The organism is Streptomyces sp. NPDC042002, assembly GCF_055588305.1.
In genome coordinates this window covers 127568-149160 of record NZ_JBVJCT010000020.1, presented here as the reverse complement: position 1 = coordinate 149160, position 21593 = coordinate 127568, and the positions used below count along the sequence as shown (strand labels likewise).

The following is a 21593-nucleotide window of genomic DNA, read 5'->3' as shown; positions in this document are numbered from 1 at the left end:
GACAGCGCCGCAGCGTACGGAGCACGGACTGGCGACCGCAGGCTCGAGGCCTGGGTGTGGGGCGCGCAGAGCATGGCCTCCGTGCCTCCGGACGCACGGAGGCCATCGCCGACCGCGTCTGGTCGTTGTGGTCCGCGGTGCTGTCAGCGTGAGGGCAGCCCCGGGGCCGCCGGTCCTCCGTTCAGCCTCCGTTCCCAGAAGAGCTCGTCGCGCCAGGCGCCGTCCACGTAGAAATGCTCGTGGGCAATGCCCCAGGAACGGAAGCCGTGCTTGCGGAGGATCGCCTGGGAGGCGAGGTTCTCGAGTCGGGTGTGCGCCTCCAGGCGGTGCAGGGCCAGCTCGTCCTCGGCGATCCGCAATGCCATGCCGACAGCACGGCTGGTGTGTCCGAGCCCTTGGTGACGGGAGGCGATCCAGTAGCCGAGAAATCCCTTCTGGAACGGTCCGCGCAGGATGGAGCTGATGGTGACCTGTCCGATGGCGGTCCCGTCGCAGACCACGACACCGGGCCACGTGAGCCCCTTGGCGTGGGACTCCAGCAGTGACGTGATGACTGCGGCCTGCCCGTCGGGTGTGTAGAACTCCTCGGGTCTCGCGGGCAGCCAGCGTGCGTACGCCTGTCTGTCCCGTGTCTGCGACTCGGCCAGCGCGGGGCCGTCGCAGGGGTCGATCAACCGGATCGACGTAGACCTCAAAATGCTGTGCTCCCTTGTCAGTTGCCGTAGTCGGTGGGTTGCGAGGGGGTCTTGCGCGGGTCGCGCTCGATGATGGGGCCGAGGATCTGGTCGATACGCTCGACGGTCTCGTCGTCCAGTTCGATCCCGGAGGCCGTGGCGCTCTGCGTGATCTGCTCGGGCTTGGTGGCGCCGACGATCGCGGACGCGACGTTCGGATTGCGCAGCACCCAGGCGATGGCCAGCTGAGGCATGGTCAGGCCGAGGTCCGAGGCGACCTCGCCGAGCTCGGCGACACGCTTCAGCACGTTGTCGGTCAGTGCCCCCGCGGCGAACTGGGAAGCGGCCGCGCCTGCGGCGCGCGATCCGGCGGGAGGCCGCTCACCGGGGAGGTACTTGCCCGTCAGCAGTCCCTGGGCCAGCGGCGACCAGACAAGCTGGCCGATTCCTTCTCGTTCGCACAGCGGGACGACCTCCTCCTCGATGACTCGCCACAGCAGGTTGTACTGGGGCTGGTTGGAGACGATCCGGTCGAGCCCCATGCGGTCGGCCAGTTCGAGAGCCTCCGAGATCTGGGCGGCGGTCCATTCCGACACGCCCACGTAGAGCACCTTTCCCTGCCGGATCAGGTCGTCGAAGGCGCGCAGGGTCTCGGTGAGAGGGGTCCGCTCGTCGAAGCGGTGTGCCTGGTAGAGGTCGATGTAGTCGGTCCCCAGGCGCCGCAGCGAACCGTGTGCCGCCTCCATGATGTGTTTGCGGGACAGGCCCCGGTCGTTGGGCCCCGGACCGATCGGGGAGAAAACCTTGGTCGATATCTCGACGGATTCCCGGCGCGTGTTCGCCAACGCACGGCCGAGCATGACTTCCGCTTGAGTTCCGCCATAGACATCGGCAGTGTCGAAGGTCGTGATGCCCTGTTCCAGGGCTTCTCGGGCGATTCGTTCGGCGGAAGCCTCTGTATAACTGATCCAGCTTCCGTACACGATTTCGCTGACTTTCAGCCCGCTGCGTCCAAGTGGTCGATGCTTCATGGAGCGGAAGTGTATGCCCGGCCCCCGTCACCAAGCAGCACGGCTCAAGTGAGACTCGATTCGACCAACGCATAATTGAACGGCCGAGATCGAGCAAAGGCGAGCGTTCGTTCTTACTTGACCTTCGAGAGGGTGATCATGCGCGACCAACTGACCCGGCAACGGAATGCGGAGTCGGGCCTGTACGGGTACGAGGACCTCTCGGGGCTCATGTCGAGAATGATCGGGGACGAGAAGCATTCCGAGGCTGCGACCTCGACGGTGGACGCACTCTGGGTGCTCTACGACCGGGTCCTGTCCGTCGATCCCTCTCTGTGTGAGGACCGTGACCGCTTTTATCTGTCGAAGGGCCACGGCCCCCAGGCCTACTACGCGGTGTTGTGCGCCAAGGGGTTCTTCGGACCCGAACTGTTCGACATGTTCGGCGCGTTCGGGTCACCGCTCGGCCATCACCCCGATCGCACGCTCGTTCCGGGTGTTGAGATCTCCAGCGGATCTCTGGGGCACGGCCTGCCTCTTGCGGTGGGGACGGCGCTGGGATTGCGGGCGCGCGGGCTTACGGACCCCCGTGTCTGGGTCCTGCTCGGTGACGGCGAGTTCGACGAAGGGTCCAATCACGAGGCGGTCGCCTATGCCGCACGTGCCGGTCTGGACCGGCTGAACGTCGTGGTCGTCGACAACCACTCGGCGACCCAGGGCTGGCCCGGCGGTCTGGAGTCGCGCTTCGCGTGCGAGGGCTGGGCAACCCGTCGGGTCGACGGCCGTGACCACGACGCCCTGGAAGAGGCTTTCACCGCCCCGCATGCGGGCCGGCCCGGCCTGGTCGTCGCCGACGTGGGTGCTGCGGCCGACCGCTGACCCCCGATCTCAAAGACATCCAGACCTCGAGACATCCAGAGGAGTGTCCTTGGCCGGCATCATGCGTCAGCGTTTCGTCGACGTCACGACGGAACTGCTGGACGTCCACGAGAACCTCGCCCTGGTGACCGCCGATCTCACCGCAGGCCTGTTCGGCACCGCCAAGGAGAACCATCCCGAACGCGTGCTCAACCTGGGTATCAGGGAGCAGTTGCTGGTGAGTGTGGCGGGAGGCCTGTCGCTGGCGGGAATGCGGCCGATCGCCCACAGTTTCGCCCCCTTCCTCGTCGAGCGGCCCTTCGAGCAGATCAAGATCGACCTGAACCACCAGGACGTGGGTGCGGTCCTGGTCAGCGCCGGTGCCTCCTACGACATGGCGAGCAGTGGCCGCTCCCACCATGCGCCCGGCGATGTCGCGCTGTTGTCGACGCTCCCGGGCTGGACCATCCAGGTGCCGGGCCACCCGGACGAGGCCGAGGCGCAACTGCGCGAGGCCGCGACGGGCGACGGGCTCGTCTATGTCCGCTTGTCCAACCAGTCGAACTCCGAGCCGTACGGCCTGCGTTCCGGGCCGGGATTCCGGGTCCTGCGCCGTGGGAGCCGGGCGACGGTCATCGCGGTGGGCCCCGTGGCCGACTCCGTACTGCGGGCCACTGAACAGCTCGACGTCACAGTCCTCTATGCCGCCACGATTCGCCCCTTCGACGCCGGGGGACTGCGCGCCGCGCTACGCGGACAAGCGGTGACCTCTGTCGTCCTGGTCGAACCCTATCTGGCGGGAACTTCGACGGCCGAGATATCCCATGCCTTGATGGACGTACCGCATCGGATCCTCGCTCTCGGGGTCGCCAAAGCAGAACTCCGGAACTACGGATCATCGCGCCAGCACTCCATCGCACACGGCCTCGGCCCGGCGGGTATGCGTCAGAGAATTATTTCCTTTATTTCCTCTTGACGTGCCGTCCGCTCTCTCGTCTACTATTCCCCGAACCGTCACCCGACGGAAATTCAGGAAACCAGAGAAGGAGAAATCAAATGTCCATCAACGACAAGCTCGCCGCCACCACCGAAGAGGCCGTCCTTTCCGCTGCCGAGGCTGAGGCCGAGGTCGCAGAGCTCTCCAGCCACGACCGCCCGATGGTCATCGGCGTCATCAACGAGGCCTGACAGCGCATCGTTCGGAGACGGCCTGAAGGCCGTCTCCGAACGGCTCATCCGACCGAAAGGATTCTCATGGGAACTCTGCATCCACTTCCTCGCCTCATTGACGAAGTCGATCTCATGGGAACTTTCTGGAACAAGAAGCACGGCTTTTTCAAAAACGCCTCTCCCGTCACGGGAATGCTGGATGAGGCAGCCCTTCAGGAAACACTGGAAGTCGGCCTGCTCCGCTGGCCGTACTTCATGCTCCTGAAGGAGGGGATCCAGCCCGCGATTTCGGACTTCACGCGGACCAGGAACGTCCGCGGCCAGGGCATGAGCGGCTTCGCCGACGCCCGGAAGGTCCGCGCCCTCCTCGAGAACGGCGCCACGATGAAGCTCAGCCAGCTCGAGGACTGGCACCTGCCGACACGACAGCTCATGGACGAGATCGAGAGCCGGCTTCCGGCGGAGCTCAAGGCCTACGTCTTCTACACCCCGTGCGACAACACCGGCATGCTTCCGCACCGGGATCCGTCCCACGTACTCGCCCTGCAGATCGCGGGCGCCAAGGAATGGCGTATCTACGACACCCCGGACAACGTCGACTCCCGGGGCGGGCTCCTGCCCGACCTGGACGCGGACAGCCACTCGCACTCCTTCGTCATGGAGCCCGGGGACGTCCTCTACCTGCCGCACGGCATCCCGCACGTCGCGACGGCTCGTACGGGCACCTCGCTCCATCTGACCCTGACCCTCACGGAGCCGGCCCCGTTGGAGCTCGTCGAGTCCCTGATGGAGGACTTCGGCGACGCGGCAGACCGGTTGGAGGCCGCCACCTCCGGCATCTCCATCGAGGACAAGACCGAGGCGGTGATGAGCGGATTGCTCGACCATCTGGACCGGATGGATCCGGATGCACTCGTGAACTCCGCCGTGGCGCGCATGCGGAACCGGAGGGCCTGAACCGATGACGACCGACCTTTCCTCCCGGACAGACGTGACCGCGACGTCCTCGGGAACGGACGGGAACACGCGGACCGAAAGGCTCACGCACGCGCCCGGGAACCTCGCCGACCTCGTCGGTGACGCCGAGTCGTTCCTCACCGAGGTATGGGGGAACCGGACGGCCACCTTCACCTGCGCATCGGCGACGGCGCTGCTCTCCATGGCGGGCGTATGGCGCGAGCTGGACTGCGGCGGGCTGGCCGGACCCTACTTCGGCGTCCTTCGGGACGACACCACTCCCACGGGCTCGGGCGTGTCCGAGACCCGGATCGTCCAGACGAAGCCCCGCCCGGGGTACGCGAAGCCTGCCGCGGTGCGAGCGCTGGTCGCTTGCGGCCACGTCTTCGTGCTGAGCCAGCTGGAGGACTGGAACGCCCAAATCGGCGCCCTGGTCGACATGCTGCGCGGCCAATGCCGTGCCCAGGTCGCCACCGACGCCTACCTCTGGGCCGCAGAATCCGACGGCGTGCCGGCCCGCAACGACAGCGCCCACGCCCTCGTCGTGCAACTGGACGGCCGGACCCGCTGGGTCGTGGGCGAGGGCGAGCACGCCGACGAAAGCGTCCTTGGGACCGGCGACGTCCTCTACGTCCCCGCGGGACAGGTGCGGCAGGGATCCCCGGCCGGCACCGACGCGCTCCACCTGGTGATCTCCTTACAGCAGCCGACGGCCCGCGATCTCACCGAGCTGGCCCTCGCCCAGTTCCTCAAGGGCTCAGCCGCAGCGAAGATCGCGGGAACGCACCACTTCCGATCCCCCGCGGAGAAGGCCGCCTGGCTCCGTACCGAACTGCGCGCCCATCTGACCGGCCACGATCACGGAGCGCTGGCGGAGCAGGCCGTGCGGCTTCGGCAACGGGAAGGCAGGGCGTAGGACCGTGAGCGAGCCCACCACCGAAGGTGCCGCCGGGGCCGCCCTGTTCGACCTCATCAGGGCACAGCAGCGGCTCAAGAGGGCGCACCGGCTCGGCAGCCGTCTCCTCGTCGAATCCGACATCGAGCGCACGAGCCGGCCCGATCTCGTTCCCTTCGTGCTGGGCTACTCGCTCGACCGCGCCGACGGACCGACCCTGCTGCACGCCCACGCGGGCGCCTCGTCGGTGACCGTCATCGGCGACGACGACTATCTGTTCCTCTCGGACAGGCGCCCCCGGACGCCGGATCCTGTCGGCGGCCGATCACTCTGGCGACACCGCGAGGGGCGAGAGCCGCAAGCACTGCTCGGCACCGCCCGTGACGTGGTCTGCTACGCCGCCGCCGGAGGGACGGCCGTCGCGGCCGTCTGGCTCCACGCACAGGCGGACTCCCTCGCCTCGGACCGCAAGCTCCGGGAGGAACCGGCCCGGCAGGGTCTGACTGCGGTGACCGTCGACGGCGACCTCTGGCCTCGCTCCGGCCACCGGTTCGGCACCGAGGTACTCAAGCTCGTCGCCGTGTCCCTGGACACGGACACCACCGGCCCGGAACTGTTGAACACGCCACTCGGCCACGACACCCTTCTGTCCGGCCAACTCGCCCTGACTCCCGACGGCCGGCGGTGCGCCGCCGGGCTCGTCCGCTTCCTCCCCGGCGGACACCGCCGCCACGGGTTGCTGGTCTTCTCCCCCGGCGCGCCGGACGACGCCCGGCAGGTCTGGGCCGACGATGACCTGAGCGACGTGATCGCGTCCCCGGACGGCACCTGGTTCGCCTGCACCGCGGAACGGATCGCGGTTCCCGGGACCGCGCCCCGCCAGGAAGCGGCCCTGGTGTCGAGCGACGGCCTCGTCGTGCGCAAAGTCGGTCAGGACCACCGCGACTGGCTCCAGCCCCGCGCCTGGCAGGACCCGCAGAACCTGCTGTGTACCGGCGAGGAGGACGGGCAGCGCCACCTGTGGCGGGTCGCCGTCGACGAGGACGTCGTCACGCGGGTCGACACCGGCGGCTCGGTGCTCTCCGTGACGGCCGGCCCGCACGAGGCCTTGGTCGTCCGCTCCTCCATCGCCTCACCCCCCTCGGTCGTCAGCCTCACGCTCACCTCGCCGCATGTTCCCCGGACGAAGACATTCGCCCCGGCAGCCGCGGCCACTGCCCATGGCCGGCTGGAGCGCCTCACCTACACGGCACCCGACGGCGTCGAATGGAGCAGCTGGCTCTGCCTGCCCGAGCACGCCGAGCGGGAACTGCCCGTCCTGGTCTGGTGCCACGGCGGACCGATGCTGAGCTGGACCGACTGGTCCTGGCGATGGAACCCATGGCCGTTCGTGGCCGACGGGTACGCGGTCCTGATGCCCGACCCGCCCCTGTCGGTCGGGTACGGCCAGGACGCCATCGAACGGGGATGGGGAAAGTGGACCTCCGAAGTGGCCGCCGTGGCCGCCGGGCAGGTCACGAACGCGCTGCTCGATCCGCGCCTGGACGCCGATCGTGTGGCGGTGATGGGAGCGAGCTTCGGCGGCTTCCTGTCGCTGGCCCTGGGAACCCTCCTGCGCGACCCGCGCCTGATCGTCAGCCATTGCGGCTGGGCCGACTTCCCGGCGGTCGCACGAGCGTGTGACCTGCACTGGCATTGGCTGCGCGAGTACGGCCCGGTGGACTCGTCACCCTCCTACCGCTCGGAGAGCCTCTCCCTGGAGGCGCTCCCGGCGCGGACGAAGGTGCTGCTGTCCCACGGGTGCGAGGACACGCACGTACCGGTCGGTGAATCCCGCGCCATCTACCGGACGCTGGACGCCCTGGGCGTGGACGTCGAGCTCATGCTCGTCCCCGACGAGAGGCACAGCATCATCAGGCCCGCGAACGCGGCCGCCTGGCACCGGTGGGTGGCCCGCGTGTGCCGCGAGACACTCGGCGGCCGACCAGCCCGAAAGGAACTCAGCATCAGATGACGATCCTTGCCACCGACATCCCCACAGGGCCCCGTACGGGTGCTCCCACAGGGGATGTTCCTGCGGGCTCGCCTGCGAGCCTCGATCGCGCCCATTGGTTCCCGCCTTCCGGGGACGCGCCCGCCACCGCCTGTGGCACCTCCCTGCGGACCCGCACACTGCAGGAGACCGAGGCGTTGGCCCGGGCTTCCTTCACCCGGTGCGGCATCACCCGGATCGCCGACGTCACCGAACTCGACGACCTCGGCATCCCGGTCTTCAACAGCTTCCGTCCCACCGCTGCCCCCGGGCTCAACACGGTGACCAGCGGCAAGGGCACGACCCCGGCCGCGGCCCGGGTGTCGGCCATGATGGAGGCGATCGAACGAACCTGGTGCGAACAACGGGCCGGTGAGCCCCCGCTGCGGGCGTCGTACGGCGAGCTTCGCGACGCGGGCGTCCCGGTCCTGGACCCGCGGCGTCTGATCCTCAAGCGGGGCCACACCTGGACCAAGGACACGTCCATCGCCTGGTGGCCCGTGCGAGAACTGGCGTCGAACGTCGAGATCCTGGTGCCCGCCCTCGCAGTCTTCGTCCCGTTCCCGAACGAGTGCGGGATGTTCCGGTCGAACACCATCGGCCTCGCCGTGGGCAACAGTCCGCAGGAAGCCCTGCTGCACGGGCTGCTCGAGACCATCGAGCACGACTGCACGGCGTTCGGCGAGACCCTCAAGAGCGGCTGGAACATCCGGCTGTCCTCGCTGCCGGACGCGGCCCGGGAACTGGTCGGGCGATTCCAGCGGATCAGGATCGAGGTCCAGGTCTTCGCCTACGCCAACGAGATCGGGGTGCCGACCTTCTTCGCGACGACCGATGACACACAGGCCGCGGACGGAATGCTCTTCAACGGCGGTGCCGGCTGCCATCTCGATCCGGTCGTCGCGGTGACCCGAGCGCTGACGGAGGCCGCCCAGTCGAGGCTCGCGGTCATCGCCGGCGCACGCGAGGACTTCACCGCTCAGGCCTACCGCCGGCACTCGTCCTACAAAGCGCTGCAGGAGATGTTCAGGATGTGGAGCGGTGGACGGCCCACGGCGGACTTCGACGTGGTCGAAAGCGCCAGCACCGGCACGACGGACGGCGACCTCGGCGTGGTCCTGGCAGGACTGACGCACGCCGGGCTCCCGCTGGTGCTCGCCACGGAACTGGCCCCCGAAGGCCTTCCCTTCTCGGTGACCAAGGCGATCGTTCCCGGACTCGAGGTCCACCACAACGATCCAGCCCGACTGGGAACACGCCTGCACCGCGAGATGGTGCGGGCCGGACTCGCGAAGCCCCTGTCATGAGCGCCTCCACCGTGACGGTGTTCGCGGGCCCATCGCTGCGCCCCGCCGACCTGACGCACCTGCACCGACTCGCCGAGGACCGCGACCGGGTCCTCGACCTGCGCCCGCCGGTCCGCCGCCACGACCTGGCGTCCCTCATCGGCACCGAGCCCACCCGCGGGATCGTGATGCTGGACGGGGAATTCGGCCAGAGCCTCGCAGTCAGCGTGACCGAGGTACGAGCCCTTCTGTTCGCGGGGCACCGTCTGACCGGCGCGTCCTCCATGGGCGCCCTGCGGGCCGCGGAGTGCCGGACGATCGGAATGACCGGCAGCGGCTGGGTCTACGAGCGGTACGCGAACGGTTCGATCGAGTCCGACGGCGAGGTGGCGCTCCTCTACGACCCGGAGGACTACACGCCCGTCACGATTCCCCTGGTGAACATCCGCTGGCTGCTGGCCGAGCGGGTCAGGGAGAGAGACCTCTCCACCGATGAGGCTCACACCGCGCTGGAGATCGCACGGTCCGTCAACTTTCGGGCCCGACGGCACCCCGTCCTGCTGAAGCAGTGGAAACGCGGGCTTCCCGCGGACGCCGCAACGGCTCTGGAGGAACACCTCGCCGCCGAGCACCTCGACCGCTGGGACCGCAAGCGGCTCGACGCTCTGGAAGCCGTCCGGGCGGCACTGTCGTCCTGAGACACGATCCGTGCCCTGCGGACGGCGTCGGCAGACAGCGCACCGGCGTCGACGCCGTCCCCCTGGGACGCAACCCCACCCACCTGAGCTCCCGGGCCCGCACGCAGGCCCGGGCCCGCTCCCCGGATTCAGGCAGGAGGACCGCGTGACCCACCCCGTGACCGAAGAACAGATAGCCGCCTACCGGCGCAACGGGTTCGTCCACATCCCCGGCATCATCGGCAAGGACGACGCCGCCCGCTACGCCAAGGCGGCGCTGGCGGCCCGGGACCGCCACAAGGACGGTCCCCCCGATCCGGCGTTCACCCACGTGATGCAGCTGTGGCGGCAGGACGAGATCCTCCGCGAGCTCACCCTCGACCCGGTCCTGGCCGCCGCGGCCACCGCCCTGGCCGAGCTCCCGCTGCGGCTCTACCACGACCATCTGATGATCAAGGAGCCGCACAACGGCGCCCCCACCGAGTTCCACCAGGACCAGCCCTACTGGCCCCACCTGAACTGCCGGCACGCCCTGTCCGCCTGGGTCGCCCTCGTCGACGTCCCCGCGACACGCGGCTGCATGACCTTCATCCCCGGCTCGCACCTCCTCGACGGCCGGCACAGCCAAGACCTGCGCGACGCCGACAACCTGATGCGGGCCGCTCCGGAGCTGGTCTGGAAACCACGCGTCACCGTCCCCCTGCGGGCCGGCGACTGCACCTTCCATCACTTTTTCACCGCCCACAGCGCATCCCCGAACCGCACCGACGACCCACGCATCGCCCACGTGGTCGTCTACATGGACGCCCAGACGCGCTACGACCCCCGCAAGCGTGCCGGCGGCGAGCCCGTCATCGAGCCCGCCGGCATCACCGCAGGAGTTCCCTTCCCGGACGACGACTTCCCCCCGCTCCCGTGAGGACGGTCCGCCACAGGCGCACAATGCCCCCCACGCCACGGAGTTCAACGTGATCGCTTCTTTCGTGCGGAACAACTACGCATCGCTGAAGGGACCGGCACGGACGCTCGGCCTGCTGCACTTCCTCGACAGTGTGGGCGGCGGGATCTTCCTGTCCGGTTCAGCCGTCTACTTCATCGTGGTCGCCGGTCTTCCCGCAGCGCAGGTCGGCCTCGGCCTCTCCTTCGCGGGCCTTTCCGGATTCGTCTCCAGCGTGCTCATGGGCATGGCCGCCGACCGGATCGGGACTCGGCGTCTGCTGTTCCTCACCCTGCTGGCGATCGGATCGGTCTACTGCCTCTACCCGGCGGTCGATTCGCTGCCGGCGTTCTTCCCGGTGGTGGGCGTGATCGGAGCGCTCGAATGGGGCAGCGGCCCCCTGTTCCACGCCCTGATCGCGGAGCTGGTCCCGGAGGACGACCGGGTCAGCGCACGCGCGGCCCTGCGTTCGGTGTTCAACGTCGGCTTCTCGATCGGTGCCCTGACTGCGGCGGCGCTGATCGGTGTCGGAGGCGCCGCGATGCAGGCGCTGCCCCTGGGCAACGCCCTCTCCTTCCTGCTGGCGGCGGTGATCGTGCTGCGGCTGCCCCTCACCCGCGCCCTACCGGCCAAGACCGAACGCACGTCCCGCTTCCGCGCGCTGAAGGACACGCCTTTCCTCGGCGTCATCGGCGCGTCGAGCCTTCTGGCTCTCCACAGCGCCGTCCTCGTGGTCGGCATACCGCTGTGGCTCGTGACCAGCGACAAGCTTCCCCGCAGCGTCGTCCCCGTCGTCTTCGTGTTGAACACGATCCTGGTCGTGCTCTTCCAAGTGCGGTGTGCCAAGGGCTCCGAAACCCTGGACGGCGCCGTCGGCGCGGCGCGCAAGGCGGGGCTGATCAGCGTGGCAGCGTGCCTCGCCCTGGCCGTCGGCAACGTGACGACAGCATGGGTCGCCGGCGGGTTCGCCCTGGCAGCGGTCCTCCTGGTCACGTTCGCCGAACTGTGGCAGTCGGCCAGCGCGTTCGGTCTCGGCTTCGGACTCGCACCCGAGGCGGCACGGGGAGAGTACCTGGGCGCGTTCCACCTCCACACGGTCGCCCAGGCGACCATCGGGCCGGCCGTGGTCTCCTTCCTCGTGATCCACCACGGCTCGTACGGCTGGCTCGTCCTGTGCCTGGCATTCCTCGTCGGCACGACCGCAATCGCCCCCGCTGTGCACCGAGCTCGCAAGGACGACCTGATTCCGTCGTCCGTCTGAAGGATGTCGCACAAGGGTGGCTGCCGGCATGACCGAGCGGTCGATGACCTGCGCCCGGCACAGCGGCTCCCCCTACGTCACTGGGGCTGGTTCCCGTGCTTGCGCGAGGGCAGCGGCACGTGCTTGGTGCGCAGCACGGCGAGCGCGTCGATCAGTCTGACGCGGGTCTCGGCGGGGTCGATGACGTCGTCCACCAGGCCGCGTTCGGCGGCGTAGTACGGGTGCATGAGCTGGTCCTGATACTCCTTGATGTACTGCTCGCGGGCCGACTCGGGATCGGCGGCGGCCGCGATCTCGCGCCGGAAGACGACGTCGGCGGCGCCCTCCGCCCCCATCACCGCGATCTCGTTGCCGGGCCAGGCCAGCGAGAGGTCCGAGCCGATGGAGCGCGAGTCCATGACGATGTACGCGCCGCCGTACGCCTTGCGCAGGATCAGCTGGACGCGGGGGACCGTCGCGTTGCAGTACGCGTAGAGGAGTTTCGCGCCGTGCCGGATGATGCCGCCGTGCTCCTGGCCGACGCCGGGCAGGAATCCCGGCACGTCCACCAGCGTCACGAGCGGGATGTTGAACGAGTCGCACATCTGCACGAAGCGGGCCGTCTTCTCGCTGCCCTCGATGTCGAGGACCCCGGCGAGCGAAGCGGGCTGGTTGGCGACGATTCCGACCACATGACCGTCCAGGCGCGCCAGGGCGCACACCACGTTGGGCGCCCAGGCCTCGTGCACCTCGAAGAAGTCGCCGGCGTCGGCGAACTCCTGGATGACCCCGCGCACGTCGTAGGCGCGTTTCGGGTCGGACGGCACCAGGTCGGACATCGCCGGGGTGAGCCGGTCGGGCCGGTCCGCGCAGGGTTCCGACGGGGGCAGTTCACGGTTGTTGGCGGGCAGGAAGGACAGCAGGTGGCGGACGTCGGCGAGGCAGCCCTCCTCGTCGTCGTAGGCGAACTGGGCGACTCCGGACAGACGGGTATGGGCATCGGCGCCGCCCAGATCGTCCTGGCTGATCCGCTCTCCGGTGACGGCCTTGACCACGTCCGGCCCCGTGATGAACATCTGCGAGGTGCCGCGCACCATGAACACGAAGTCGGTCAGCGCCGGGGAGTAGGCCGCCCCGCCCGCGCAGGGGCCCATCACGACGCTGATCTGCGGGATGACCCCGGAGTTGCGGACGTTGCGCTGGAAGATCCCGCCGTACCCGGCGAGCGCGGTCACCCCTTCCTGGATACGTGCCCCGGCACCGTCGCACAGGCCCACGATCGGGGCTCCGGCGGTGGCGGCCATGTCCATGATCTTGTGGATCTTCTCGGCGTGCGCCTCACCGAGAGAGCCCCCGAAGATCCTGAAGTCATGGGCGTACGCGAAGACGACACGTCCGAACACCCGGCCCCAGGCGGTGACCACACCATCGGTGTAGGGGCGCTTGTCCTCCAGACCGAAGCCGCTCGCCCGGTGTCTGCGCAGTCCTTCGACCTCGGTGAACCGGCCGTCGTCGAAGAGGAGCCCGAGCCTCTCCCGGGCCGTGAGCTTGCCCTTGGCGTGCTGCACCTCGGTGGCCTTGGAGCCGGGCCCTAGGCGTACGGCGTCACGTACGGCCTCGAGCTCGGCGACCGTACCGCGCCGCCGGCCCGCCGGCTTGTCCTCCACCGCGGTCATGAACTCCCCTTCCGGCCGTCGATGAACCACCGACCAGCCTCCGCCGGGCCGCTCGAAGCCGGTTAGAGCGACGGACGACGTCGGCCGCTCGGCTCTCCGCCGTGCTGCGAGCGCCCTTCGAGGGCGGGGCGGGACGCTCGGGCGTGGGCTCCGCTGCGGAGGACCGTGAATCCTCGTGGGGCACCGAACAACCCGCCGGCGCCCCACCCCCCTGAGGGCACCGGCGGGCTCCTTGCGTGCCCGCCGTCGGTTCGGCCCCCCGGTCGGCACGGACGAAGGGATGCACCGGCAGTGAGCAGCATCTGGTTCCGACGCTTCACCAAAACCGCGGGGAACGGGCCGCGGCTCGTGTGCTTCCCGCACGCCGGGGGCTCCGCGACGGCGTACGCGCAGCTGGCGCGTACGCTGCCCGCGGACTTCGACGTGGTGGCCGTGCAGTATCCGGGGCGTCAGGAACGGTACGCCGAGGCCCCGTTCACGACCCTGGCGCCGCTCGTGGAGGCGGTGGCCGAGGAACTGGACCGCGAACTGGCCTCGGACCCCGGACGGCCGTACGCCCTGTTCGGTCACAGCATGGGCGCGCTCGTCGCGTTCGAGACGGCCCGGCTGCTCGTCCGGGGTGAACTGCCCGGCCCTCAGCGGCTGTTCCTCTCCGGCCGGGGCGGTCCGGACGCCGGGGCCGGCGTCCGCCGCGACCTCCACGACGACGAACTGCTGGCCGAGATGCGCAGGCTGGGCGGTACCGATCGGTCCATACTCGAGGACCCCTACATCCTGGAGATGGTTCTGCCGGCGCTCCGGGCCGACTACCGGGCCGTCGGCACGTACCGCTGGCAGGGGGGAGAGCCGCTCGCCGTGCCGATCACCGCCCTGATCGGGGACAGTGACCCGATGGTGCCGGTCGAGACGGCCCGGACGTGGCGGGAGCACACCGGCGGCGACTTCGCCTTCAAGGTCTTCCCGGGCGGTCACTTCTATCTCGTCGACCATGTCGGCCAGGTCGCCGCGGCCGTCACCGAGGCACTGCTCGTCGGCACCGCCGCTTCCTGACCGTGCGGCGCGGCGGCAGTCTTCGCGGTCCGGCGCGGTGCGCGGTCCGATGGTCAGGCGGCGGGGCAGAACGCCGCCGGACCGGCCGGTGCCGCGGCACCGGCCGCGGTCGTGGGCACCGCGCACTGCCTCGGAGAGCTCACCCGGCCGCGGCCGTCCAAGCCGGTGGGACGCTTCGGGACACCAGGTCGGTGATGTCGGCGAGGGGGCGACGGGACCGGTCCTGCTGCGTGCCGGTACGGCCGATGGACAGCAGGCCCAACAGGCTTTCGTCCGGGGAGAGTCCGGGAAGCGGCACCGGGGACGGCGCGGGACGTTCCTCGTGGTCGGCGGAGTGCCAGGAGCTGGCGTAGCCGCGAACGTGCAGCAGCAGTTCGAGGGCGTGCAGGGCCGCGTAGGCGCGCTGGGTGCGTTCGCCGCCCGACAGGTGCGGTGTGCGGGCGGGCGCCAGCACCAGGGCTGCCCTGAGCGGCGCGGTGGCCGCCGCGTCGTCGCTCTGAAGGACCCAGTACCAGGGGTGGGGGGCTTCGCCGGATGCCGCGGCCGCGCCCTTGAGCAGATACCGCAGTTCCTGCTCACCGGGTGCCGGGCCGGACAGGCGCTCCGGTGCGCGGCGGGTGAGCAGAGCTGTCATGACGTCCACGAGGCGACCTCCGAGGTCGGTATGAGCCGTGCGGCCGGCGGCGCAGGCGAACGCCGAGGCATGAAGGGCGAGGGCACGGACGCCGGCGCCGTCCGGCCGCCGCAGGTCCGGTGATGGCAGGGGCCGTACGCCTGGCCGGCCGTGCCGTGACGGGACCTCGGTGCCGTCACGTGTCCTGCGCGAGCGGGGCGGCGGGTCATGCGAAGACCAGGGTCCAGGTGACGCGGCGGCGCTCGGGGGCGGTGTGCGCCACCGGTTCCACCCAGTGCCGGGCGTCCCGGGTGGGGCGCAGCAGTACGGCCGAGTTGCGCTGCGGCCGGTAGCCGAACCAGCCGCCGGCGGCCGGGTTCCAGTACTTGGTCATGCCCCCGTCGGCCGCGCGCCAGCCGTCCGTCAGGGAGATGACCATCACCAGCTGGTTCGCTCCGTTGCCGTGGTCGTTGTGCGGTGTGGTGAAGGAGCCCGGTCCCCAGTAGGCGAGGGAGGCACTCCTGACGCCTCGCAGGGGGAGGCCGCTGACGCGGCGGAACGCCTCCAGCGCTTCGGGTGCCGCCAGCTCTTCCTTGATCCGGTCGAGTTCGGGCAGGCTCCCGTGGGGGCGCTGGTGTCGGGAGCGGACGATGTCGGTGGGCTCGGAGGTACGGAACTCGGCCTTGACCCGGCCGGGTTCCTCGGGCCCGGAGTAGATGCAGTACGGGCGTACGTCCTGGTGCTGCTCGGCGGCCCGGCACACGGTCGCGAGCGTGGGGGCGGCGAGGACGGCCGGGGCGAGCGCGATGCCGGGCAGGGGGTAGGCGGAGGCGAGCTGGGCCGCTGTGGCGTCCGTGTCGGCGAGGAGCCGCGGGTGCAACAGATCGGGCAGGGCCGTGGTCATGACGCTCCCGTCTGCGTGCGTGGCACGCGGCCGAGGTCCGGCTCGGGGTCCGGGTCCTCGGGGTCCGGGTCTGCGAACTGCGCCACTCCGGGGACCAGGAGAGCGGCGAGGGTCGTGGCGGCGATGACCACCGCGCCTATGACGAGCAGCACCGCCGGGCCGGTGACCGCGGCGACCGCACCGGTGACGGCGAGCCCGACGGGCATCAGGACGGTGCTGGCCAGTGAGCTCAGTGCCATCACGCGCCCCAGCAGCCGGTCGGGATAGGCACGTTGGAGGGCCGCCGTCCACAGCACGGTGTTGTACTCGCTGCCGGCGCCCGCGACGGCGTAGACGACGAGCAGCGGCACGAGGCCGATGCCGGGGACGAGCAGGGTCAGCAGCGGCCCGACGAACAGGATCTGCGCGCCCAGGGCGGTGAGGCCGGGGCGGCGGGGCCGGTGCCGCATGACGGCGAGTCCTCCGGCCAGGCCTCCCAGTGCGAAGGCGCCGAGCAGGAAGCCGTAGCCGCGCGGTCCGAACTCCCGCACCGAGATCGTGGGCAGCAGCACCAGCCAGGGCGCGACGGCGAGCAGCACGTGGGAGATGTCGGTGAGGAGGACGGCGAGCACCCAGCGGCGCTGCACGACGACACGGACGCCTTCGCGTGCCTGGTGGAGCACGGATGCGCGGGCCGCGGCGGGGCCGGCTGCCCGGCCGCGGCCGAGGAAGAGCAGGGTGGCGGTGGACAGGGCGAAGGTGACGAGGTCGGCGACGAGGGCCGCGCGGTAGGTGGCGAAGGCGACGAGGAGACCGCCGAGCGCGGGGCCGGCCAGGCCGCTGCCGGTGGTGGCGATGCTGGTCATGGAGTTCGCCCAGGCCAGTCGGCCGGGCTCGACGAGGGAGGGGACGAGGGCGCGGAACGCGGGCCGGAAGAAGGCCTCTCCGGTGCCGAGCACGAACGTGAAGGCCATGAGGGTGGTGGCCGGGGTGTCGGCGGGCACGAGCACGAGGGCACCGACGCCGAGGAAGCGGACCATGTCGCAGGCCATCATGACGTGGGTGCGCGGGTACCGGTCGGCGACGACGCCGCCGAGTGGCACGAACAGCGCGAGGGCCAGGGCGCGGCCGGCCAGGACCAGGCCGAGTGCGGAGGCGGTGTGGTGCGGGCTCCGCACGACCCAGGCGGCCAGCGCGATGGGGACCATCTGGTCCCCGAGCAGCCCTGCGGTCTGGCCGCCCCACAGGCACCAGAACCGCTTCTCCCGCGGTCCGGACCGGGCCGCTCGTGCGGCGCGGTCCGTGGTGGTCTTCGATGTGCCCATACTGCCTGCCCGGCCCTCCCTCGTGATGCCGCCCGGTCAGGCCGCTGGTGTCGGTGCGGGGACGAACTCCCCGTTCTCGTAGAAGACCTGATCGTTCACCAGGACGGTGACGTCGGGGGCGACGAAGTCCAGGTGGATACGGGTGGCGAACCGGTCGATGTCGGCCGGGTCCGCGCCGAAGCCGACGTGCACGCCGCAGACGGCCTCGTTGGTGGGCGATGCCCACGAGGTGATCAGCGGCAGGGCCGCGGGCGACAGGCCGATGCCCACCTCGACGACGGTGCTGTACGCCTCGTCGCGGGCGAACACCTCGCAGAAGGCGGCCGCGAGGGTGCCGGGGGAGTCGACGGCGACGAGCCGGCCCTCCTTGAGGCGCAGGTCGACGCCTTCGCCGGGCAGCCGTGCGCCGAGTTCCAGGAGCCGCCGGTAGGGGGCGTCGTCGAACTCGTTGCCCAGGGGCAGCAGGTTGAGGGCGCCGGTGCAGTGGAAGTCGCCGTCGACTTCGGCGCCGTTCCAGAACAGCTCGCAGCCGGGCGCGAACCGTATGTCTCCGACGACGGCCGGACCGCACAGTTCCATCCACGGCCGCTTGCCCGACACGATGAGCCGGCGCCGCTCGTCGGCCGGTCCGCTGAGCACCTCCACCGTGTAGTCGCCGGCGTCGCCTCGTTGGGACAGCAGCGAGAAGAAGCGGTCGGCGCTCTGCCGCTGGGCCTCGGGGTCACCGGCGAAGTGGCCCGCGAGCACGGTCTCCGCCTGCCAGGCCAGCAGGTCGCGGCGGGGGAACTCGTAGGAGGTGTAGTCGGCACTGACGTCCGGGGAACTGCTGTCCTTGGAGAGGGACTTGGCGAAGTTCTTGGCGAACCGGGACGTCGGCCTGCCCTGGGTCTCGCAGAAGCCGTGGAAGGAGAAGTGGCCCGCGTCCGGCGCGGAGAGGATCTCCTTCAGGTGGTCCGAGGGGTCACTCTCGCGCAGGTCGTAGGCGAGCAGCGTGACGCCGGGGACGGCGGAGATGCCCTGCCACAGGGCTTCCGGCAGGTCCCGGTCGTAGAGTCCGACGACGGTGACGCGGCGGCCGTCGTCGAAGCGCGGCAGTGCCGCCTGGACGAACCGGGACACCTCCTGCGCGTGCAGCGGCCGGTGCGTGGGGTCGAGGAGCGGGGCAAAATGCCCGGTCGTGGGGGTCGTCATGGGGGTCCCTTTCACTCGGTCCGCATGAAGGTGTGCCCGTTGATCTCGACCTCGGTGGTGGCGGCCATCAGGTCCAGGTGGACCAGCTTCGCCGCCCGCGCCCAGTCCTTGAGTTCCGGGTCGGGGTCGCCGCCGATCGCGATGTGGACGCCGGGCCGTCCTTCGTTGGACGCCGCGTTCCATCCGTGGACGAAGGGGTGGCAGGCCCGGTTGAAGGAGATGCCGACCTCGGTGATGGTGCCGTAGCGGTCCAGTGGTGTCAGGGCGATCAGTTCCTCGGCGAGGCTGCCGCGGCTGGTGACGGCGGTGACGCGGCCCGCCTCGATGTGCAGGGTGATCGGGTCCTTCGACAGCCGGCCGCCGAGCGCTGCCATGGCGGTGGCGGCCTCGGCCGCTTCGGGGCGCTGCGGTGTGGCCAGCAGGGCGCCGTCGACGGTGAACGTGCCGGAGACGGCGCCGCCGACGTAGGCGACCTCTCCGCCGGGCACGAGCCGGGCCTCCTTCGGGGTGAGCGGCCCGGCCAGCTGGTACCAGCCCGAGTCGTCGGTGATCTCCAGGCCGCCCTCGCGGGTGGTGATCCCCACGCGGTAGGGCCTGCGGGAGCTCAGCAGGCGGTAGAACCGGTCGGCCACGTCGGCCTGTTCGCGGTAGTCGCTGCGGCGGATGACGTCGATGAGGTACTCGGCGCGCTCGGGGGCGAACTCGTCGCCGAGCGGCAGGTCGATCTTGGCGAGGTCCCCGTGGGGCAGTTGCTCGAAGACCTTCCGGGCCGCCTCGGCGTTGTCGAAGGACGGCGTGAGGAGCTGGATGGAGACATAGTCGCCGGCCGGGTCGATGCCGGCCTCGCGCAGTGCGGCGAGGACGTTGTCGGCGTCGGCGTCGAGGGTCACGAAGTGGACGGTGGTGGGGGCGTCGGCGAGATCGCCGCGCAGGCTCGTCACCATGGTGTCCGACAGCGGGAAGTCGTGCAGGAACACTGTGTGATGGGGCTCGTCGCTCCGGCACATCAGAGTGGAGTATCCGGTTTCCTCGTTCAGTACGGTCACAAGCCCCACCTCACAGTGTTGGGATCCTGGCGTCAGGAAGCGATTTCGTAGATGTGGTCGCCGGTGGAGCGGACGCGAAGGTCGTCGGACTCGGTGAGCGACTCGTTCTCGTTGGGCTCGAGGGGCTCGGTGATCTCAAGGTTCATAGCGCTGTCTCCTTATCGGATGCGTATGGCTCTCGGTGTGGCCGCGGGGGCGGCCGTGGATGAGAGAACCATGGCCTCCTAGAACAGAACTTGAGCGGTCCCGGAAACCCCTCTCGAGCCGGTGTGGCCGCGGCGGGTCACGGGAGCGGTGGAGCGGCGTCGGTTTCCTGCGGGTGTGTTCACGTCCGGGTGACCGGCAGGCCGTGGACGCGGTGGAGGTTCGTTCCGGTCCCGCCTCCCGCGAGGGGGCGAGGAGGTATGACCCCGGGAGGGTTCGGGGTGTAAAGGCGGGCGGGCGCGTCAGGCTCCAACGCCCTTCCACGGCCGCTCGAGTGGGTGCGGACACCGTGGAGGCCGACGCGCAACCGTATGCGCGACCTGGATCGTCCCCGCAGCCGGAAGGAAGTCCGTACCCATGGCTCAGCGTCCGTGGAACGCGAGGTTCGAGACCATTCTCCGGCAGGGTCTGCCCGGCCTGGGCAAGGACAAGGCACCTGCCGCCGACGTGCCGCTGGAGGCGTACGGGCTCGACTCCATGGCCCTCATCGGCATCGTCGTCGCCCTGGAGTCCGCCTATTGCGTCAGCCTCGCCGGGCAGGTCACCGTTCCGGTGCGCACCCTGACGGCGGGCCACCTGTGGGGCATCGTCTCGGCCGCCCTGCAGCCGGCCTGGGACACCGACCGGCAGTCCCCGGCGGGCAGTTCGACGCGCGGCCAGACCCCGTGGATCATGGCCTGACAGGCTCACCGTCCTTGCCGTCCCCCATCAGGGGCCGGGCTCGGCCGCATCCGCGTGCCGGGAGCCGGTCCGGAGCTGTTGGACACCGGGCTGCCGTTCGACGCCGTCCGGCGACGGCGGGCGGTGTCGTACGTGTGCATGGCGGCCAAAGAGGTATTCGCGGGCCCAGCCGTACCGCCATGTCCGGGCCGGCATCCCGCTCCGCGACCTGGGCGGCGAAGCGGTCAGGCGGCGCGGCAGAGCCCCGCCCGGACCGCCGGCACCGCAGCACGGGCCGCGGTCACGGGCGCGGGGCGGGCGGTGCGGAGGTCGGCCGTGGCCGGCGCGTGGTTGCGCTCGACGGCGGCCGTGCCGGGGAGGTGGTTCCGGCCGGGGGTGGTCGCGGCCTGGGTGTGGCTGCGTGCGAAGACGACCAGACGCAGCGCCGCGAACCGGGCGACACCGGCGAGTGCGGAGGCGGACAGGTAGACGGCCTGCTCGAGCACCGCGCCGGGGGCCGCCACCAGTTGGTGCAGGACGAGCATCGCCGCGCAGGTCACCGCATAGGTGGCCGCGGCGGACCCGGCCGACTGCACATGCTGGCGCCAGGTCGCGCGCCCGCCCGCGCCGAAGGTGAAGCGGGCGTGCAGTTCGGTGGCCAGGAGGGTGGAGGCCGCGGTGATCAGGGCGTTGGCCAGGCCCCAGGGGATCCAGGAGGCGAGGGCCGCCACGGCGAAGCTGGAGGCGAGCCCCACTCCCCCGCCGCAGAACACGAAGCGGGCGAAGGCGGTGAAGGCGCCGGGAGCGTCGGTCTGCCGCCGGCTCGGTGCTGTTCCCATGATCCCCACCCCTTTGTCCGTCCGCCCGACCCGCGGGGCCCCGCCCCGCCGCCGTTCCCCATTTTTTTCCTGCACTAGAAACGCTACGTTGCGTTCACAGATACGGCAACTCACTAATTGCGAATCACTCTCATACATACAGGTGAGAGGCATGAAATTGTTGCAATGGTTTTGACTCTAATGCAACAACCCTCTCTCCATTTGTTGCAATGAAGGAGGGTGAACGCTACAGCGGGCGGGCGCGGGGGGGGGGGGGGGGGGGGGGGGGGGGGGGGGGGGGGGGGGGGGGGGGGGGGGGGGGGGGGGGGGGGGGGGGAGGTGTGGAGACCGGCTGTGCGCCTGGCCCTGGCGACTATCGAAACCCGTTCCC

At 70.2% G+C, this 21593-nt stretch carries 21 protein-coding genes; 12 read left to right on the top strand and 9 right to left on the bottom strand.

The genetic code is table 11. The annotated features are described in order from the left end of the window. Positions 1 to 143: 143 nt before the first annotated feature. Positions 144 to 695 carry a GNAT family N-acetyltransferase gene (locus tag ACZ6KY_RS26860; protein ID WP_469312850.1) on the bottom strand — a complete coding sequence of 184 codons (552 nt, stop codon included), beginning with the start codon at positions 693 to 695 and terminating at the stop codon, positions 144 to 146. Positions 696 to 712: 17 nt separating this feature from the next. Beyond that, a complete protein-coding gene (locus tag ACZ6KY_RS26855; RefSeq protein WP_469312849.1) occupies positions 713 to 1705 on the bottom strand; it encodes an aldo/keto reductase family protein in 993 nt (330 codons plus the stop codon). A 138-nt stretch (positions 1706 to 1843) separates the two neighbouring features. On the opposite strand from ACZ6KY_RS26855, the gene ACZ6KY_RS26850 reads away from it, so the two are divergent. The 10 genes from ACZ6KY_RS26850 (at position 1844) to ACZ6KY_RS26805 (ending at position 11757) form a co-directional block, all read left to right on the top strand. Further along, complete coding sequence (locus ACZ6KY_RS26850) at positions 1844 to 2563, top strand: thiamine pyrophosphate-dependent enzyme (RefSeq protein WP_469312848.1); 720 nt, start codon at positions 1844 to 1846, stop codon at positions 2561 to 2563. Between the two features lie 61 nt (positions 2564 to 2624). After that, positions 2625 to 3518 (top strand): transketolase family protein, encoded by an 894-nt coding sequence (locus ACZ6KY_RS26845; protein WP_469312862.1) that lies wholly within the window; start codon positions 2625 to 2627, stop codon positions 3516 to 3518. An 80-nt stretch (positions 3519 to 3598) separates the two neighbouring features. Continuing rightward, entirely contained in the window at positions 3599 to 3730 is a 132-nt protein-coding gene (locus tag ACZ6KY_RS26840) for a hypothetical protein (protein ID WP_469312847.1), read from the top strand. Between the two features lie 174 nt (positions 3731 to 3904). Next, entirely contained in the window at positions 3905 to 4669 is a 765-nt protein-coding gene (locus ACZ6KY_RS26835) for a JmjC domain-containing protein (protein WP_469312846.1), read from the top strand. 4 nt (positions 4670 to 4673) lie between these two features. Further along, on the top strand, positions 4674 to 5585 hold the full coding sequence (locus ACZ6KY_RS26830; RefSeq protein ID WP_469312845.1) for a JmjC domain-containing protein: 912 nt from the start codon (positions 4674 to 4676) through the stop codon (positions 5583 to 5585). A gap of 4 nt (positions 5586 to 5589) precedes the next feature. Then, positions 5590 to 7578 carry an alpha/beta hydrolase family protein gene (locus ACZ6KY_RS26825; RefSeq protein ID WP_469312844.1) on the top strand — a complete coding sequence of 663 codons (1989 nt, stop codon included), beginning with the start codon at positions 5590 to 5592 and terminating at the stop codon, positions 7576 to 7578. Continuing rightward, positions 7575 to 8903 (top strand): YcaO-like family protein, encoded by a 1329-nt coding sequence (locus ACZ6KY_RS26820; RefSeq protein ID WP_469312843.1) that lies wholly within the window; start codon positions 7575 to 7577, stop codon positions 8901 to 8903. Before ACZ6KY_RS26825 ends, ACZ6KY_RS26820 begins: the two co-directional genes overlap by 4 nt. Next, positions 8900 to 9580, top strand: coding sequence for a TfuA-like protein (locus ACZ6KY_RS26815; protein WP_469312842.1), 681 nt, complete (start codon positions 8900 to 8902; stop codon positions 9578 to 9580). The genes ACZ6KY_RS26820 and ACZ6KY_RS26815 overlap by 4 nt, the downstream gene beginning before the upstream one ends. A 145-nt stretch (positions 9581 to 9725) precedes the next feature. Then, a complete protein-coding gene (locus ACZ6KY_RS26810) occupies positions 9726 to 10478 on the top strand; it encodes a phytanoyl-CoA dioxygenase family protein (RefSeq protein WP_469312841.1) in 753 nt (250 codons plus the stop codon). 49 nt (positions 10479 to 10527) lie between these two features. Continuing rightward, positions 10528 to 11757, top strand: a complete 1230-nt coding sequence (locus ACZ6KY_RS26805) for an MFS transporter (protein WP_469312840.1) — start codon at positions 10528 to 10530, stop codon at positions 11755 to 11757. A 77-nt stretch (positions 11758 to 11834) separates the two neighbouring features. On the opposite strand, the gene ACZ6KY_RS26800 is transcribed toward ACZ6KY_RS26805, so the two are convergent. Beyond that, a complete protein-coding gene (locus ACZ6KY_RS26800) occupies positions 11835 to 13412 on the bottom strand; it encodes an acyl-CoA carboxylase subunit beta (RefSeq protein ID WP_469312839.1) in 1578 nt (525 codons plus the stop codon). Positions 13413 to 13703: 291 nt separating this feature from the next. On the opposite strand from ACZ6KY_RS26800, the gene ACZ6KY_RS26795 reads away from it, so the two are divergent. Continuing rightward, positions 13704 to 14462, top strand: a complete 759-nt coding sequence (locus tag ACZ6KY_RS26795) for a thioesterase II family protein (RefSeq protein WP_469312838.1) — start codon at positions 13704 to 13706, stop codon at positions 14460 to 14462. 139 nt (positions 14463 to 14601) lie between these two features. Here the strand turns inward: ACZ6KY_RS26795 and ACZ6KY_RS26790 are convergent, their stop codons facing one another. The 5 genes from ACZ6KY_RS26790 to ACZ6KY_RS26770 form a co-directional block, all read right to left on the bottom strand. Next, the gene (locus tag ACZ6KY_RS26790; protein WP_469312837.1) at positions 14602 to 15105 is read right to left on the bottom strand and encodes a hypothetical protein; all 504 of its coding nucleotides are present in this window, start codon (positions 15103 to 15105) and stop codon (positions 14602 to 14604) included. A gap of 196 nt (positions 15106 to 15301) precedes the next feature. Then, positions 15302 to 15979, bottom strand: coding sequence for a 2OG-Fe(II) oxygenase (locus ACZ6KY_RS26785; RefSeq protein WP_469312836.1), 678 nt, complete (start codon positions 15977 to 15979; stop codon positions 15302 to 15304). Then, positions 15976 to 17283 carry an MFS transporter gene (locus ACZ6KY_RS26780; RefSeq protein WP_469312835.1) on the bottom strand — a complete coding sequence of 436 codons (1308 nt, stop codon included), beginning with the start codon at positions 17281 to 17283 and terminating at the stop codon, positions 15976 to 15978. Before ACZ6KY_RS26780 ends, ACZ6KY_RS26785 begins: the two co-directional genes overlap by 4 nt. 36 nt (positions 17284 to 17319) lie before the next feature. After that, positions 17320 to 18474 (bottom strand): M29 family metallopeptidase, encoded by a 1155-nt coding sequence (locus tag ACZ6KY_RS26775; protein ID WP_469312834.1) that lies wholly within the window; start codon positions 18472 to 18474, stop codon positions 17320 to 17322. A gap of 11 nt (positions 18475 to 18485) precedes the next feature. Further along, entirely contained in the window at positions 18486 to 19520 is a 1035-nt protein-coding gene (locus tag ACZ6KY_RS26770) for a M29 family metallopeptidase (RefSeq protein ID WP_469312833.1), read from the bottom strand. A gap of 561 nt (positions 19521 to 20081) precedes the next feature. Between ACZ6KY_RS26770 and ACZ6KY_RS26765 the strand changes: the two genes are divergently transcribed. Then, positions 20082 to 20405, top strand: a complete 324-nt coding sequence (locus tag ACZ6KY_RS26765) for an acyl carrier protein (RefSeq protein ID WP_469312832.1) — start codon at positions 20082 to 20084, stop codon at positions 20403 to 20405. A 224-nt stretch (positions 20406 to 20629) separates the two neighbouring features. On the opposite strand, the gene ACZ6KY_RS26760 is transcribed toward ACZ6KY_RS26765, so the two are convergent. Further along, on the bottom strand, positions 20630 to 21223 hold the full coding sequence (locus ACZ6KY_RS26760; protein WP_469312831.1) for a GtrA domain-containing protein: 594 nt from the start codon (positions 21221 to 21223) through the stop codon (positions 20630 to 20632). Between the last annotated feature and the right edge of the window lie 370 nt (positions 21224 to 21593).

Coding starts and splice junctions, on each gene's coding strand:
- ACZ6KY_RS26855 (WP_469312849.1), bottom strand. CDS start 1,705: ATGAAGCATCGACCACTTGGACGCAGCGGGCTGAAAGTCAGCGAAATC.
- ACZ6KY_RS26850 (WP_469312848.1), top strand. CDS start 1,844: ATGCGCGACCAACTGACCCGGCAACGGAATGCGGAGTCGGGCCTGTAC.
- ACZ6KY_RS26845 (WP_469312862.1), top strand. CDS start 2,625: ATGCGTCAGCGTTTCGTCGACGTCACGACGGAACTGCTGGACGTCCAC.
- ACZ6KY_RS26840 (WP_469312847.1), top strand. CDS start 3,599: ATGTCCATCAACGACAAGCTCGCCGCCACCACCGAAGAGGCCGTCCTT.
- ACZ6KY_RS26835 (WP_469312846.1), top strand. CDS start 3,905: ATGCTGGATGAGGCAGCCCTTCAGGAAACACTGGAAGTCGGCCTGCTC.
- ACZ6KY_RS26830 (WP_469312845.1), top strand. CDS start 4,674: ATGACGACCGACCTTTCCTCCCGGACAGACGTGACCGCGACGTCCTCG.
- ACZ6KY_RS26820 (WP_469312843.1), top strand. CDS start 7,575: ATGACGATCCTTGCCACCGACATCCCCACAGGGCCCCGTACGGGTGCT.
- ACZ6KY_RS26815 (WP_469312842.1), top strand. CDS start 8,900: ATGAGCGCCTCCACCGTGACGGTGTTCGCGGGCCCATCGCTGCGCCCC.
- ACZ6KY_RS26800 (WP_469312839.1), bottom strand. CDS start 13,412: ATGACCGCGGTGGAGGACAAGCCGGCGGGCCGGCGGCGCGGTACGGTC.
- ACZ6KY_RS26785 (WP_469312836.1), bottom strand. CDS start 15,979: ATGACCACGGCCCTGCCCGATCTGTTGCACCCGCGGCTCCTCGCCGAC.
- ACZ6KY_RS26780 (WP_469312835.1), bottom strand. CDS start 17,283: ATGGGCACATCGAAGACCACCACGGACCGCGCCGCACGAGCGGCCCGG.
- ACZ6KY_RS26775 (WP_469312834.1), bottom strand. CDS start 18,474: ATGACGACCCCCACGACCGGGCATTTTGCCCCGCTCCTCGACCCCACG.
- ACZ6KY_RS26765 (WP_469312832.1), top strand. CDS start 20,082: ATGGCTCAGCGTCCGTGGAACGCGAGGTTCGAGACCATTCTCCGGCAG.
- ACZ6KY_RS26760 (WP_469312831.1), bottom strand. CDS start 21,223: ATGGGAACAGCACCGAGCCGGCGGCAGACCGACGCTCCCGGCGCCTTC.